15 protein-coding genes are annotated in these 14,276 nt (G+C 48.1%); 3 read left to right on the forward strand and 12 right to left on the reverse strand.

The window, feature by feature from the left end; translation table 11 throughout:
* Positions 1–71: 71 nt before the first annotated feature.
* The 7 genes from ACZM60_RS07390 to ACZM60_RS07420 all read right to left on the reverse strand — a co-directional run bounded on the left by ACZM60_RS07390 (position 72) and on the right by ACZM60_RS07420 (position 4,642).
* Entirely contained in the window at positions 72–350 is a 279-nt protein-coding gene (locus ACZM60_RS07390) for a DUF4134 family protein (protein WP_489521191.1), read from the reverse strand.
* Between the two features lie 68 nt (positions 351–418).
* A complete protein-coding gene (locus tag ACZM60_RS07395) occupies positions 419–811 on the reverse strand; it encodes a hypothetical protein (protein ID WP_087249858.1) in 393 nt (130 codons plus the stop codon).
* A gap of 2 nt (positions 812–813) precedes the next feature.
* Positions 814–1,401: a MarR family transcriptional regulator gene (locus tag ACZM60_RS07400; RefSeq protein WP_489521174.1), complete on the reverse strand. Its 588-nt coding sequence runs from the start codon at positions 1,399–1,401 to the stop codon at positions 814–816.
* Positions 1,394–1,756, reverse strand: coding sequence for a hypothetical protein (locus ACZM60_RS07405; RefSeq protein ID WP_087207491.1), 363 nt, complete (start codon positions 1,754–1,756; stop codon positions 1,394–1,396). Before ACZM60_RS07405 ends, ACZM60_RS07400 begins: the two co-directional genes overlap by 8 nt.
* A 10-nt stretch (positions 1,757–1,766) precedes the next feature.
* A complete protein-coding gene (locus ACZM60_RS07410; protein ID WP_087207586.1) occupies positions 1,767–2,477 on the reverse strand; it encodes a ParA family protein in 711 nt (236 codons plus the stop codon).
* Between the two features lie 179 nt (positions 2,478–2,656).
* Positions 2,657–4,216, reverse strand: a complete 1,560-nt coding sequence (locus ACZM60_RS07415; RefSeq protein WP_489521175.1) for a relaxase/mobilization nuclease domain-containing protein — start codon at positions 4,214–4,216, stop codon at positions 2,657–2,659.
* A 39-nt stretch (positions 4,217–4,255) separates the two neighbouring features.
* A complete protein-coding gene (locus ACZM60_RS07420; RefSeq protein WP_087330311.1) occupies positions 4,256–4,642 on the reverse strand; it encodes a plasmid mobilization protein in 387 nt (128 codons plus the stop codon).
* A gap of 841 nt (positions 4,643–5,483) precedes the next feature.
* Here ACZM60_RS07420 and ACZM60_RS07425 point away from each other — a divergent pair.
* Positions 5,484–5,696 (forward strand): hypothetical protein, encoded by a 213-nt coding sequence (locus tag ACZM60_RS07425; RefSeq protein ID WP_087330395.1) that lies wholly within the window; start codon positions 5,484–5,486, stop codon positions 5,694–5,696.
* Between the two features lie 114 nt (positions 5,697–5,810).
* On the opposite strand, the gene ACZM60_RS07430 is transcribed toward ACZM60_RS07425, so the two are convergent.
* Both ACZM60_RS07430 and ppdK read right to left on the reverse strand, forming a co-directional pair.
* Positions 5,811–7,307, reverse strand: a complete 1,497-nt coding sequence (locus tag ACZM60_RS07430) for a tyrosine-type recombinase/integrase (RefSeq protein WP_489521176.1) — start codon at positions 7,305–7,307, stop codon at positions 5,811–5,813.
* Positions 7,308–7,536: 229 nt separating this feature from the next.
* Positions 7,537–10,263 carry a pyruvate, phosphate dikinase gene (gene ppdK, locus ACZM60_RS07435; RefSeq protein ID WP_489521177.1) on the reverse strand — a complete coding sequence of 909 codons (2,727 nt, stop codon included), beginning with the start codon at positions 10,261–10,263 and terminating at the stop codon, positions 7,537–7,539.
* Between the two features lie 236 nt (positions 10,264–10,499).
* Here ppdK and rlmD point away from each other — a divergent pair, with 236 nt between their 5' ends.
* Positions 10,500–11,918 (forward strand): 23S rRNA (uracil(1939)-C(5))-methyltransferase RlmD, encoded by a 1,419-nt coding sequence (gene rlmD / locus ACZM60_RS07440; RefSeq protein ID WP_489521178.1) that lies wholly within the window; start codon positions 10,500–10,502, stop codon positions 11,916–11,918.
* Positions 11,919–11,942: 24 nt separating this feature from the next.
* Positions 11,943–12,866 (forward strand): RluA family pseudouridine synthase, encoded by a 924-nt coding sequence (locus tag ACZM60_RS07445; protein ID WP_021970983.1) that lies wholly within the window; start codon positions 11,943–11,945, stop codon positions 12,864–12,866.
* A gap of 74 nt (positions 12,867–12,940) precedes the next feature.
* Here the strand turns inward: ACZM60_RS07445 and ACZM60_RS07450 are convergent, their stop codons facing one another.
* From ACZM60_RS07450 to ACZM60_RS07460, 3 genes are read right to left on the reverse strand one after another with little or no spacing between them, the layout of a single operon-like run.
* The gene (locus ACZM60_RS07450) at positions 12,941–13,435 is read right to left on the reverse strand and encodes a 3'-5' exonuclease (RefSeq protein ID WP_489521179.1); all 495 of its coding nucleotides are present in this window, start codon (positions 13,433–13,435) and stop codon (positions 12,941–12,943) included.
* Between the two features lie 15 nt (positions 13,436–13,450).
* A complete protein-coding gene (locus ACZM60_RS07455) occupies positions 13,451–13,612 on the reverse strand; it encodes a hypothetical protein (RefSeq protein ID WP_021970985.1) in 162 nt (53 codons plus the stop codon).
* Between the two features lie 7 nt (positions 13,613–13,619).
* The gene (locus ACZM60_RS07460) at positions 13,620–14,276 is read right to left on the reverse strand and encodes a carbohydrate-binding family 9-like protein (RefSeq protein ID WP_489521180.1); all 657 of its coding nucleotides are present in this window, start codon (positions 14,274–14,276) and stop codon (positions 13,620–13,622) included.

Raw genomic sequence — 14,276 nt, forward strand, 5'->3', positions numbered from 1 at the left:
GTTAATTACTAAAATTGGACCGTCCATTCTACATGGAACACTATCCTAACTTCTTGCCAAAGAAGTATTTATCACGCAACCATTACGGACGCACGCATCTTGAAATAGACATTGAACGCGCCTACCAGCACGATGACCGCCGCGATAGCCTTCATGAGGTTGGAGACGGGAGTCTGGTAGGAGCTTACTTCCTGCGTGGCCTTGGTGAAGCCTGCCGCTCCCTTGCTTCCGGCCATTGCATCGCCGGCGGCGAGGGTGAGCGCCACGAGGGCGAGCGTGCCCTTCCGGGCGAACGCTGACTGTTTGAAACGGACGAATGCGCGTAGGCATTTTCTTTTTAGTGTCTGCATTTCTTTAATCATTAAATAGTTGTTTCATCGCCAAAGGAACAGGAGTCGCTAAAGGAACGTGTATTTGCTCACCTTGCGTTCTCGCAGGTGTATATGACAAGGCCGAGGTCGCTTGTGCCGGTTTCCGCCAGCCTGTCGATTTCATGGATGAGGTCGTCCACAAGGATGCCGTCGGTCATGATGGCCTCACGGTAGCCGGGGCGGCGGAAGTCTTTTCCTTGTCGAGGGTCTGGTTCGGATTGCCCGTGGTTAACCGCTTCTTCTTTCTTCTCCTCATCCCTGCTGACTCTGGTCGGGCGGAAGCTCCTTGCCTCGTCCGATATGTCTATCTCTTCTTCCGTATGGTTCTCCTTTTCCGCGTTCCGGGCCGCCTGCGCTTTCCTGATGTCCGTGAAGATGAGGAAGGCGTAATAGCAGGCCATTGCCACGAAAAGGATAAAAACGATTTGTCCGTACTGCATGGCTATATGGCATTGGATAATGGTGTATTGTCTTCGGGAAAAGGCAGAAAGGATAGTCCAAGTCTAGTGGCCTTGGCTTCCAGCCGGGCTTTCCGGCATGTGGCTTCGGTGAAGTACAGTATGTTCCTGTGTACGCCGGTGATGTATCCGTTGGCTTTCAGCCTGGAGCGTATCCTGACCTTGGCGCGGTGTGAGATAACCTTGAGGCGTGTGAGGGGGTCAAGACCGAATACAGCCCTGCGCCGTTCGCGGCGTACCAGCTCATTGCGGACACGGGACGACATCGCGTAACCCTTTGCCATGCTCCGGCTCAGCCCCAGCTTGCGTGCCATGCGGCTGACTGTGGTGCGGCTGACGCCCAGGTCGCCGGCCATCTCGGCGTAGGAACGGTTGTCGAAGTGGCGACTGATATGTCCGGCACGTTCCAGCCACCGGCTCTTGGCCAGCTTCTCCAGTCCGAGTTCGCGGGCTTTTTCCTTCACGGCCGTCACGCCTATCTGGAGCATATAGGCAGTATGTGCGGTGGTCTCCACGGGATAAAGCTCGGCAAGCCGGGAGAGCATGGTTTCTGTCCAGTCGATTCTACGCATGGGATTCGGGGTTATAGTTGTTGAACAATGATTTCTTCTCGCGGCGGTATTGCGCCAGTAGGGAAAGGTGGTTCTCGAAGAACGAGCGGATGATGGCGTTCACGAGGTCGGAACGGCAGCGGCCACGGATGTCGCAGTCGTCAAGCGAGTCGGCCAGGTCGCGGTCGAGTTTGCATACCAGACGGTCTGCCTTGCCGTTCCCGTCCGTCGGCGCTTCAAGGTAGGCCATGAAGTCCTGCCAGCACTTGTCGCCGGGATGTGCGGTGCCTTGCTCCGCTTGTCCTTCTCCCTTGAATGCAGGTTCGTCGTCATTGATGCCTCTGGTGAGGTCGTCTATTTGTAATTCCTTGTTCATTACGCTATGGTCATTGATGGTTTATGTCTTTGGGGGTGCCGTCAACGAAAATTCCGGCGTATATTTTGTCGAACACCGGACTGACGATGCCGGCCTGCATATCCAGTTCCGCCACCGTGCTGAAACGTTCCATGTCGGCCCGCTTGGGAATCTTGTCCGTCACCAGCCCGTAGTTGGCGAAGGTCTTCCCCGTGTTCTCCCACAGTTCCAGCTCGGAGCGTTTGCCCACCCGTCCGTCATGGAGGTTGGGGACGATGAAGAGCCGGGCTTTCATCCGTCCGCCCACGGCCTTGCGCAGACGGTCGATGAACAGGAGGAAGCTCGCGGTGGAGGGGACGGTCACCAGGTCGTAATGGAACGGTACGACGATGATATCCGAGTTGACGAACATGGGTATCAGCCCCTCCGCCTTCAGGCTGCCGGGCGAGTCCATGAGCACCACGTCTATGCTGGGGTCGTTGTGCAGCTTCTCCATGAGCGCGGTCATGGCCTGCTTGTCGTTGGCCTCGTAGGCCAGCACGTCGTAGGGTACGGCTTCCTCGCCGTATTTCTTGATGTCGGCCTTGCGGCACTTCATGATGGAGTGCTGGAAATCGCAGTCGACGACCACGGCACGCACGCCCTTCGTCACAAGGTAGTTGGCGAAGGTGACGCAGAGGGTCGTCTTGCCGACTCCCCCTTTCTGGTTGGCGAATGTCACGATGACGGGTGTCTGTATCATTTTGTCCACGGTCGTTTGGTTCGGTGCAAAAGTATGCACCGGATAGGACGGTAACGAAATGCACAACACTTTTGTGCTTCAGGTCAGCCTGACCGAGGTGTTTAGGGTAACATAACAAGCAAAAGAATAGCCTATGCGGCTAAAAACGTGACAAAAAGGAGTCTCTATTTTTTCCTTGGCTACCGCTTGAGGTTGCATCCGTCGTCAATGTCATCGTAACCTCCCTTGCCGCCGACTTCCCACTCACGCTTTTCGGCATGGCTTCCGGCACCGGAATCCTTCAGTCCGTGTATGTGTATCTTCTTTCCGCCGTTTCCGATGGAATGTGCCTGTCGGGGCTGCTGTTTCCGTGGCCGGGGTTTCAGCCGTTCCGTGTCAAGCCCTTCCGCCGCAAGGTCTATCACGATGTGCCGGTTAAAGTTGACGGCATATGCCGCACCCGCTTCCTCGCGGATGATGAAGCCTTCCTCATGGAGGGCGCTTTTCACGGAATAGACGTTCTCGTCATTGAAGATTTCATGCAGGCGGCTGACGGCATCCGTATGGGACTGCGGCCTTTCGCCTGACAGGTCCACCAGATCAGGACGGTTCACCTTGAAGATTTTGCAGAGCAGATCGCGTTCAGCTTCTGTGGCCGGGTGGAACATCTCGATGAAACGGATGCGGTTGTTCCGGTCGATGGCTTCCGCCATGAACGGCTTTAACGGGCGTGTCTGTCCGTCAAAGTGGATGACGCCTTTCTTGATATAGGCACGCTGCTTCCTCAGCTTCTGGAAAATCTCGCCCTGCGTGATTTTCGGGTTGAGGGTAAGCAGCCGGTCTATGTAGTCCTCTATGCGTGCGAAGCGTTGTTCCGGGGTGGCGAAGTCCAGAAGCTGTTCCGTGGCCAGCACCCTTGCCCCGTTGATGACGGTACGGTGGGCGTGGTCGACAATCATGTAGCCGTAGGGCGCATCCTTCCTGCCGAAGAACACGAGGTCGATGCCGAACTTCTCCTTCAGCTCTTTCTGCAGCTCTTCCTTGCCGCCGCTCACGTCCCGGTATTTTTTGAGGATGCTCCGCAGCTGGCGGCAACGGGCGCGTTCCCTATAGCCGCTTTTGAAAAGCTGTTCGACTTCGGCCAACGGAATTTGCCGCTGCACCTTGCCGCCATGCTTGATAAATACGTTTTCATCTTTCTTATATACCTCATATCCCATAGAAACCATGATTGCCTTGAACTGGGCGAAAGAGGAGAAGGTATATTGCCTGGCCGCGTCCATGTCGTCGGCAATCTTCTTTTGCCTGTCCGTGCCGAGAATCCTGTCTATGACTTCCTGGGAACGCCTGCGCTCGTGACTATAGGCTATCTTCCTGCCGTCGGGGGCGACACGCGAGGTGATGATGTGCAGGTGGGTGTTGTCGGTGTCATGGTGGGCGTAGATGAGCCAAGGTTGTCCGGGTTCGGCATATCCCATTTCCTTGAGGTATCGGTGCGCGAAATCCAGCAGTTCGGATTCCGTCATCTCACGGCCTTTGCAGCTGACGGCCACATGGAACTGCGGTTTCCGGATGCGGCTGTTGGTGGAACTGTATTTTTTGAGATAGCCGGTAAGCTCCTCCGTGGTGGGTCTGCCTGCCAGACCGATTGTCCCGAAGTTCCGCATCTCGATGAGCCGGGCAAGCCCTTTCGATACCTTGTGTTCGTTGTAACCAACGGCATGGAAGTCCGCGCTTCCGGGTAATATGGTCGCTATCATCTTGGGGTGGTGTTATCTGGATTGGTGATATGTCTGGTTCTAAGGCTTGTTTATTCTTGATGTGAGGATGTCAAGTTGTCTTTTTATCCCGTTGACGGTTTCCTGTGTGTCCCGGATGAGCGGCAACAGAACTTCCCGGATATAGCTTGGGGGCAGCAACCCTGCAACCGCCAGCTCGTTGGCGCGCTTTACTGCCTGGTTGAGGTTTCCGCCTATATGGGACAGTTCGCCCTGGTATCTTCGGTAAAACGAACCGAGTTCCTGCATGAGTTCAAGCTGCTGCCTGACGCTTACGTTTGAATACTCTTCGAGTGCCTTGCGCACGTAGTGGCTTACGGTCTTGTATTCAGCCGATTTCTCCTTGAACTCCCGGACTTCTTCCGGGGTCATCCTTACCTTGATGTACTTGTTCCTATGTTCCTTCATGTTCCGGTTTGTTTGCAACCGGGATTGTCTTACCTTATTTCGCAGGGCGAAACAGCGGCGGTGCTGCTCCGGTGCATGGCATCCGGCAAGTCACTTTTTGGGAGAACAAACGGAGTTTTGTGGCCACAAAAGTACAACTTGCTTGGAAAATCCTGCAACGCAGGGCAATGTCATCCCGGGTTCTTTCTTGCGCCAAAATAACCGTGAAAAGGGGCTTCCGTACAAAATGCACAACACTATTCTTCAAGGAACATATCATTTTGACCGGGATATCGAGAGCATCCGATTGCCGGGTGTATCGAATAGGATTTTCCTCGGTCTGTGAGTATCGGGTCATCCAGTTATCTTGTAATCCAAGGTGCGAAATGGGGCTTACTTTGGTTTCAAGTGTCCGGTTATATTAGTTCATCTATTCGTGAATTATTAGAATCATTATCCGTTTGTTCGATAACAAGAGGGAAAAGGAAGCACAGGCATCAGATTTTTCAGATTGGTAATGAGCTTGGATATTTCAACATGATGCAATAATGTAGTAATGTAATGGCCGACCAAGGCTAAGACGACCTTGACATTACTTTATAGTCACTCATCAGACCTGAGAAAACTAGTTTTTTGCACCTGATGATTTCGGATTTTGGAAATACAGACACTTGTCACCAGTATATTCCAAACGATATGTATAAAGCTATCTTGATATGGAAGCACAATGGGCAATCGTTTGTCAATCAATGATTTTGTCAGGATAAAGTTGCCGGAATATTTTCATATCTCGCTGATTTTTAGTATATTTATGGTGGAAAATAGCCTCGTATGGCTTATGGTTTCACTTAAATTTGAGTATATGTTTGAACTGTTACTGATAATATACCTGGTGCCTGTCATCATCATACTTTCGCTGTTGTGGCGGTTGGTGTTATGGCTGGTAAGGAACGTGCTGCGGCTTGCCGGATGGTTGTTGAAGAAGGTGTGCGTCCTTGTATGGAAGGGATTACTGCTGTTGGTCGGCATCTTCCTGGGGCGGTGTTGTGTCAACCGTCCGCCGGATTCAAGATAAGGGTGAAGCAGCAAAGCCGCACCTGTCTCGGACGGGCAGGTACGGCTTCGTGTTGTAGTCGGGTGGAAAGGTGTTCTTCCCTCATGTCAGGTGTTTACCTAACTGACAAGCAGGCTAAAATCCTTTGCCTTTGCTTCTTTCATAGACAACCTCTCTTTGACTATCACAATTTTTAAGTCTGAACTGGACTGTACAACCGATAGGAATATCTTTGGGTAGCTGTTTGACTAGTTCGGAGATAACTTCGTCAACGTTACTAAAACCGATATCTGTTAGTTCACCAACAACATCTCCTTTGAAATAAGCGCGTCCGTATATCATCATCTTTTTTGAAATGCGGAAAAGTTTTTCCTCTGGAGCTTCAAGGTCACGAGCTTTGCCTTGTTTACTCTTCTTATTGCTGAAGAAAATGAAATCAATAATCTTGGCATTAAGTTCCCACGCAGGAGTAAAGTCCAGTTTTAAGTAGCCTCTTGTTACATTGAACCCATGACTGTGATTCATGCCAAATGCAACTTCATAAAGGTTTGCATCACAATCGTTTTGGGCAATGGTTGCCCACGTATGCCTGAACGTATAATAGCAGTAGTAGTCCTCCTTTTTCATGCCCATGCCGGCGCATATCTTGCGTATTCCGATATTTACGTTAGCATTGAAACTGTCGGAATTGCTGTAACGGCTGTGGAATACGAACAGGTACTCATCATCCTCATCTTTGGAGAGATACTTATTAAAGGTCTCTTGGATAAATGGCTCTATTCTCATTTCCATATATGCCTCGTCTCTGCGGCTGTGACGTGTCTTTGCCCTTTTATAGCCGATAATGCCATTGTTGTAATCCTTCTTTTTGAGTTCGTAAAGGTCAACGGTGTTGATACCGCCGATACACAGTGATAGAAGTGCTACATCCCGGCCAAGTTCCGGAAGGGGAGACAGCATCTTTGTTTTTGGAAGAGGACGGTTGAAGAACTCACGGCAGGCTTCCGCACTGATGGCACGTTTCATTGTATTGTCAGATTTGGGAATTGCCACTTTAAGCCAAGGATTGAACTTTATGCGTATAACACCACGCTCTTCATCATTTAGCTCGACTATAGCTTTTTTGAAAATTTGTCGTACACATGTAGGGTACATTTCTTTGGCTCGGTTTGTTTTTGACAGACTCTCTATCCAAAGATTTATTGCAGAAGATGACAAGTTGCTAAACAGAAGTCGGGTTGTCCCCATGAAGCGTTCTAAATGGTTTACCGCAAGTCTGTAATTCTTTGCATTGCGTTCGTGTCCATCCGCTTCCATCCTGTCTATGAACTTTCGCGCGTAATCGCTGAAGCACGCTTCTTCATCGTCTTTCAACAAGAACTCTATTACTTCCTTTATTTCCCAACAAGTCGCATTCACGCGGTTCAAGCGGTCCGTATATTGCCTGATGAGCATAGCGCAATACTCATTTACAACAGGGTCAGTGAGATCACCACCTTTCGTAATATGAGCAGCGTCTACAATTTTATTTGTTTTAATATAACTGGATTTGCGCTGGTGCGTAATCCTGATGTAAACTGTGTAAAAGCCATCGCTTCTCGGCTTTTTTACCGTTGCTTTAAATGTTGTCATACCTATTTCCTTTTTAGATAAATACAAGAAATTCTTTGGGGTAAACAGGGGTAAACATGATGATTTTTGGGGTAAACATAGAGTAAAACAAATACGCTCATTTGGCTCATTTTTTGATGTCAACTGCACGAACTGTCTTAACACAACTCAGGCTGTAATTACCGCGTAAATCGGTAGATTACAGCCTGATACAAATCTTAATTGCTATTCTGCCTGAGGGCTTCCAGTCTTAGAGAGTATCCTCAATAGCAGCCTGCGCCGCAGCCAGTCTGGCGATAGGAACGCGGAATGGAGAACAACTTACGTAGTCCAAGCCAACTTTGTGGCAGAACTTAACAGAAGAAGGTTCACCACCATGCTCGCCACAGATACCGCATTTCAAATCCGGACGGACAGAACGTCCTTTCTGCACAGCCATTTCTACCAATTGACCAACGCCGTTCTGGTCGAGAACTTGGAACGGGTCTACCTTCAAAATCTTCTTTTCCAGATATACAGGCAAGAAGGAAGCAATATCGTCACGCGAGTAACCGAAGGTCATCTGAGTCAAGTCATTGGTTCCGAATGAGAAGTATTCGGCGTGAGAAGCGATGCGGTCGGCAGTCAGGGCAGCACGCGGTACTTCAATCATTGTACCTACCTTGAATGGAATTTCTACGCCTTCTTCTTTAAATAAGCGTGCAGCAGTTTCACGAATCACTTTTTCTTGCGCCTCGAATTCATAGAGGATACCGATAAGCGGTACCATAATTTCCGGATGCGGGTCGTAACCTTCCTTCTTCAGTTCGCAAGCAGCACCCAGAATGGCGCGAGTCTGCATTTCAGTGATTTCAGGATAAGTGTTTCCCAAACGACATCCACGGTGACCCAGCATCGGGTTGTGTTCGCACAGACTTTCTACACGCTGGCGGATGTAATCAACTGTTACGCCCATAGCTTTAGCCATTTCTTCCTGTCCTTTCAAATCGTGCGGAACAAATTCATGCAAAGGAGGGTCGAGTAGACGTACGTTCACCGGACAGCCGTCCATTGCCTTGAAGATACCCTTGAAGTCAGCTTTCTGGTACGGGAGCAATTTGTCGAGCGCTTTCTTACGTCCTTCTACGTCTGGAGCAAGGATCATTTCACGCATAGCGATAATCTTCTGGTTATCGAAGAACATGTGTTCCGTACGGCAAAGTCCGATACCGGTGGCACCGAAACTGCGAGCTACTTCAGCATCATGTGGTGTATCGGCATTGGTACGTACTTTCAGGCGAGTATATTTATCGCAAAGTTTCATCAGTTTCGCAAAGTCACCGGATAATTCAGCTGCGCGGGTAGGAACTTCTCCGGCATACACTTCACCGGTGCTACCGTTCAATGAAATGAAATCACCTTCTTTCAAGACAGTTCCATCTATTTCTACCGTGCGTGCTTTGTAGTCGACATTGATAGCGCCTGCACCTGATACACAACATTTACCCATGCCTCGTGCCACAACAGCTGCATGCGATGTCATTCCGCCTCGTGCTGTCAGAATGCCTTCGGCAGCAGTCATACCGGCAAGGTCTTCAGGAGAAGTTTCGATACGTACTAAAACTACCCGGTGTCCGTCGGCACGCCACTGAGCTGCGTCGTCGGCAAAGAATACAATCTGACCGCAGGCAGCACCCGGAGAAGCAGGAAGACCGCGAGTCAGTACTCTTGCCTTACGCAGAGCTTCTTTGTCAAATATCGGATGGAGCAGTTCGTCCAGCTTGTTGGGCTCGCAGCGTAAAATTGCAGTCTTTTCGTCAATCAGACCTTGCTGCAGCATTTCCATAGCGATGCGTACCATGGCAGCACCTGTACGTTTACCATTTCTTGTCTGAAGGAACCAGAGTTTACCTTCCTGAACGGTAAATTCCATATCCTGCATATCGTGGTAATGATTTTCCAGTTTTGTCTGCAGTGCATCCAATTCTTTATATATTTCCGGCATAGCCTCTTCCATAGAAGGATATTTGCTGGCACGTTCCTCTTCCGAAATTCCTTGCAAGGCAGCCCAGCGCTGAGATCCGATTTTCGTAATCTGCTGAGGCGTACGGATTCCGGCTACCACATCTTCACCTTGTGCATTGATCAAGTATTCGCCATTGAATAAATCTTCACCCGTAGCAGCGTCACGAGAGAAGCAAACGCCTGTGGCAGAAGTGTCACCCATGTTACCGAAGACCATTGCCTGTACGTTAACGGCAGTACCCCATTCAGCAGGTATACCTTCCATCTTGCGGTAAAGAATAGCACGTTCGTTCATCCATGAATCGAACACGGCACAAATGGCTCCCCAAAGTTGTTCGTAAGCATTTTCTGGAAAATCCTGTCCGGTCTGAGCTTTGACGGCAGCTTTGAAACGGACTACCAGTTCTTTCAGTTCGGCTACTCCCAGCTCATTGTCCAGATGTACGCCTTTTGTTTTCTTAACATCCTCTATGATGGCTTCAAACGGATCGATATCTTCTTTATTTGTAGGTTTCATACCCAGCACCACGTCGCCATACATCTGTATAAATCGACGGTATGAGTCCCACGCAAAGCGTTCATTACCTGTTTTGCGTGCCAGACCGACAACTACTTCGTCGTTAAGTCCTAAGTTCAATATGGTATCCATCATACCAGGCATGGAGGCTCTTGCACCCGAGCGAACAGAAACCAGCAGTGGATTTTCTACATCGCCAAATTTAGATTTCATAAGTGCTTCCACTCCTTTTATAGATATCTCTACATCATCTTTTAACAGATTGACTACGTCGTCTTTTCCTTTTTCGAAATATTCGTTGCAAACTTCTGTCGTGATTGTAAATCCGGGAGGGACGGGAACGCCGATCAAGTTCATTTCTGCAAGGTTGGCTCCTTTACCACCTAAAAGATTTCTCATATCTGCTTTACCTTCAGCATGGCCGTTTCCGAAAGTGTAGATTCTTTTCTTTTCCATTTTTATAAAAGGTTTATTAAGGTTTATGTATGTTTTTCAAGTTGTAATGGTTCTTTGTAAAAGAATTTAACGCTGGCAAAACTATACATATTTTATGAATATCCAAATGAAAAAGAAACTTTTTATTGCATGTTTTGCAATATAGACATTGCAAAATTAACTTCTTTCGAAATCGTGACAGATTGTCGGGATTATTTTGTAACTTTGCTCCCAAATTGGATTTATATAAAACAGACGTGGCAAGAAAGAAAAAAGAACTTCCTTTACTGGAAAAAGTAACGATAACAGATGTAGCTGCCGAGGGTAAGGCAGTAGCGAAAGTAAATGATTTGGTAGTATTCGTACCATATGTAGTTCCCGGTGACGTAGTCGATTTGCAGGTGAAACGTAAGAAAAACCACTATGCAGAAGCGGTTGCAGTAAAATTTTATGAAAAATCGCCGATGCGTGTCGAGCCGTTCTGCCAGCATTATGGCGTTTGTGGCGGTTGTAAATGGCAATGTCTTGCGTATGAAGACCAGATTCGCTATAAGCAGAAGCAGGTATACGATAACCTGACTCGTATCGGAAAGGTGGAGTTGCCGGAGTTTATGCCTATTTTAGGTTCCGCGAAAACAAAGTTCTACCGTAACAAACTGGAATTTACCTTCTCTAACAAGCGCTGGCTCACCGAAGAGGAAGTAAAGCAGGATGTGAAGTACGATCAGATGAATGCTGTGGGATTTCACATTCCGGGAGCTTTCGACAAGGTACTTGCCATTGAAAAATGCTGGTTGCAGGATGATATCTCAAACCAGATTCGTAATGCAATCCGCGATTACGCTTATGAGCATAATTATGAGTTCTTCGATTTGCGCAGTCAGGAAGGAATGCTTCGTAACATGATGGTTCGTACTTCGTCTACAGGAGAGCTTATGGTGCTGTTGCAGTGTAAGATTACTTCGGATGCGGAACTGGAGAAAATGAAAACACTGTTGCAGTTCGTTGTGGACAAGTTCCCTCAGATTACTTCTTTGTTGTACGTCATCAACAATAAATGCAACGATACCATCGGCGATCTGGATGTGGAAGTTTTCAAGGGAAACGATCATATTTTCGAGGAAATGGAAGGGCTTCGCTTCAAAGTAGGACCGAAATCATTCTATCAGACCAATTCGGAGCAGGCATACAATCTTTATAAGGTCGCTCGCAACTTTGCAGGACTGACCGGTAATGAGCTGGTGTACGACCTTTATACCGGTACGGGTACCATTGCGAACTTCGTTTCCCGTCAGGCACGTAAAGTGATTGGTATAGAATATGTACCCGAGGCTATAGAAGATGCAAAGGTCAATTCTCAGATAAACGGTATCGACAATACGTTGTTCTATGCTGGTGATATGAAAGATATCCTGACACAGGATTTCATCAATGAGCACGGTCGTCCGGATGTGATTATAACCGATCCTCCACGTGCGGGCATGCACAATGATGTTATTGATGTGATTTTGTTTGCCGAGCCCAAGCGTATCGTTTACGTCAGCTGTAATCCGGCTACTCAGGCCCGCGACCTTCAGTTGCTCGATGCCAAATATAAGGTAACTGCCGTACAGCCTGTAGATATGTTCCCGCATACACATCATGTGGAGAATGTCGTGTTATTGGAGAAAAGATAATTTAGATCAATAGAGAAGATAGCTATGTCGAGAAGAAATAGAAATGCGGGTGGCCGTCCTGTGGCACGGGCTGCTGCGAAGTATACCATATATAATGTGACGGAACCTGCCGAGCTGATGGAGTTCTTGATGAAGAAAATGGCAGGAATCAGCCGTACGCGTGTAAAGGCTTTGCTTACCAATCGGGTGGTGCTGGTCGACAACAATATCCAGACGCAATATAACTATCCGCTTAAACCGGGTATGAAGGTGCAGATAAGTCGCGAGAAGCACAACCACGAATTCCGCCATCCGATGCTGAAGATATTGTATGAAGATGCCTATCTTATTGTGGTGGAAAAGAAAGAGGGGCTTCTTTCTGTAGCAACTGAGCATCAGAAGGAAAGAACGGCACAACATATCCTGAACGAATACGTAAAGCGTGAGCACCGCAATAATCGTATTTTTGTAGTACATCGTCTGGATCGTGAAACGTCGGGCATTATGATGTATGCCAAGGATGAGAAGACGCAGCATACGTTGCGCGATAACTGGCACGATATTGTATACGACCGCCGTTATGTTGCTATCGTAACGGGAGATATGGAAAAGGATCAGGGTACTGTTGCATCGTGGCTGACGGATCGCAAACTGTATGTAAGTTCTTCTCCTGTCGATGATGGTGGTAAATATTCGGTTACACATTACCGTACCATAAAGCGTGCCAACGGTTACTCGTTGGTCGAGCTTCAACTGGAAACCGGTCGTAAGAATCAGATTCGTGTGCACATGCAGTCGTTAGGACATCCGGTTGTAGGAGATGAACGTTATGGCTGTGAAGTTGATCCGTTGGGGCGTCTGGCGTTGCATGCGTTCAAGTTATGTTTCTATCATCCGGTAACAGGAGAACGGATGGAGTTTGAAACATTGTATCCCGCACCTTTTAAGAACTTGATGTTGAAGAAATAAATACGAACCTGATAAAGAAAGTCCGCTTTAAGTCGCCTGGTACTGAATGATACCATGACTTAAAGCGGATTTTTTTATAAGATTGCAAGGGCTATTTGTGCGCATGCCTCTGCATCACAAAGTGCATGATGATGCTGTTGCAGGTCGTAACCGCATTGGAGGGCTACCGTCTGTAACTGGTGATTGGGAAGTTTTTTGCCAAAGGTACGTCTGGAGGCCCTGCAGGTGCAATGAAATGTATAGCCAGGGTATTCCATGTGGTAGATTTGAAATGCTGCTTTCAGGCAACCTTCATCGAAAGGACTGTTGTGGGCTACAAGAGGAAGTCCGTCTATCCTTGGCGCAATTTCTTTCCATACTTCAGGGAATGCCGGAGCATGTGCCGTATCATCAAATACCAGACCATGTACTTGGGTGTTCCAGTAGCTGTAATAATTCGGGCAGGGGCGGATTAGCCGATAAATCTTGTCGACGATTTTTCCGCTCTTTACGATGACGATTCCTACACTGCACACGCTGGAACGTTCTCTATTGGCCGTTTCAAAGTCGATTGCTGCAAAGTTCTCCATAAAAATCTTTTGCTTTTAAAGTTTTCCGATTCGTGCACTGATCTGAGCGTACGTTTCCATGTTTTCTGCCTGAGGTTCGGTCAGTTGCTGCCGTATTTTACGCACATCCCCTGTCATGATCCATAGCTTGATGGTTAGCATGACTACAACTGCTGCTAAGAAACAATTTAAAAGCATTGTTCTTTTATTTTGATTCGAAAACAATTTCTCCAAAGAAATCCGGGCAATGGAAGCAAGGCGAGGGGAGAGCTATCGGGTTCCACGACAAGAAATGGGGCGTTTGAAGTTTGTCGCCGCACTTATAAAAGTTGGCTCTCATCTTTTTCCCGTCGAGCAAGGCTATCTTGTCGTGGAAAAAAGCTGAGACAGGAATCCGGAGAGCAAGCTGCCAGGTACATTCTCCCATGCGCTCTTCGAATGGTCTTCTTCCTAATGATGCCCAGCGTGCAACTTGTCCGACCGTTTCCAGCGGCGCATGTTCCCGGTTTCCCGGTATTCCGTATTCTATCAGTAGCGTACCGGCACAGTTGCATTCAAAGTTGTAATATTTGTTTTCATCTGTAGGTTGTACGAAGAACTCTGCACATGAATCTTCCCATACTCTTCCGTTGTCTGCCGGTGCGACGGCGCGTACACTTTTTTCTGTTATACAGTAGTGTATCAATACGGCATCTCCTGTGTGTGCGATTCTGAACTTTGCCTCCGGCATATAAGGATAATCCTTCCAGTTTACACAGTTTATTTGCTGGAATGGAATCTGTTCTGCATCGAAGATTGAAGGAATCTGTGCTGCTGATTCAGTGGCAGGAAAGCTGATTTTCTTTACGGATAGTGTTTTCAT

The sequence above is a fragment of the Phocaeicola sp. genome, assembly GCF_057861905.1.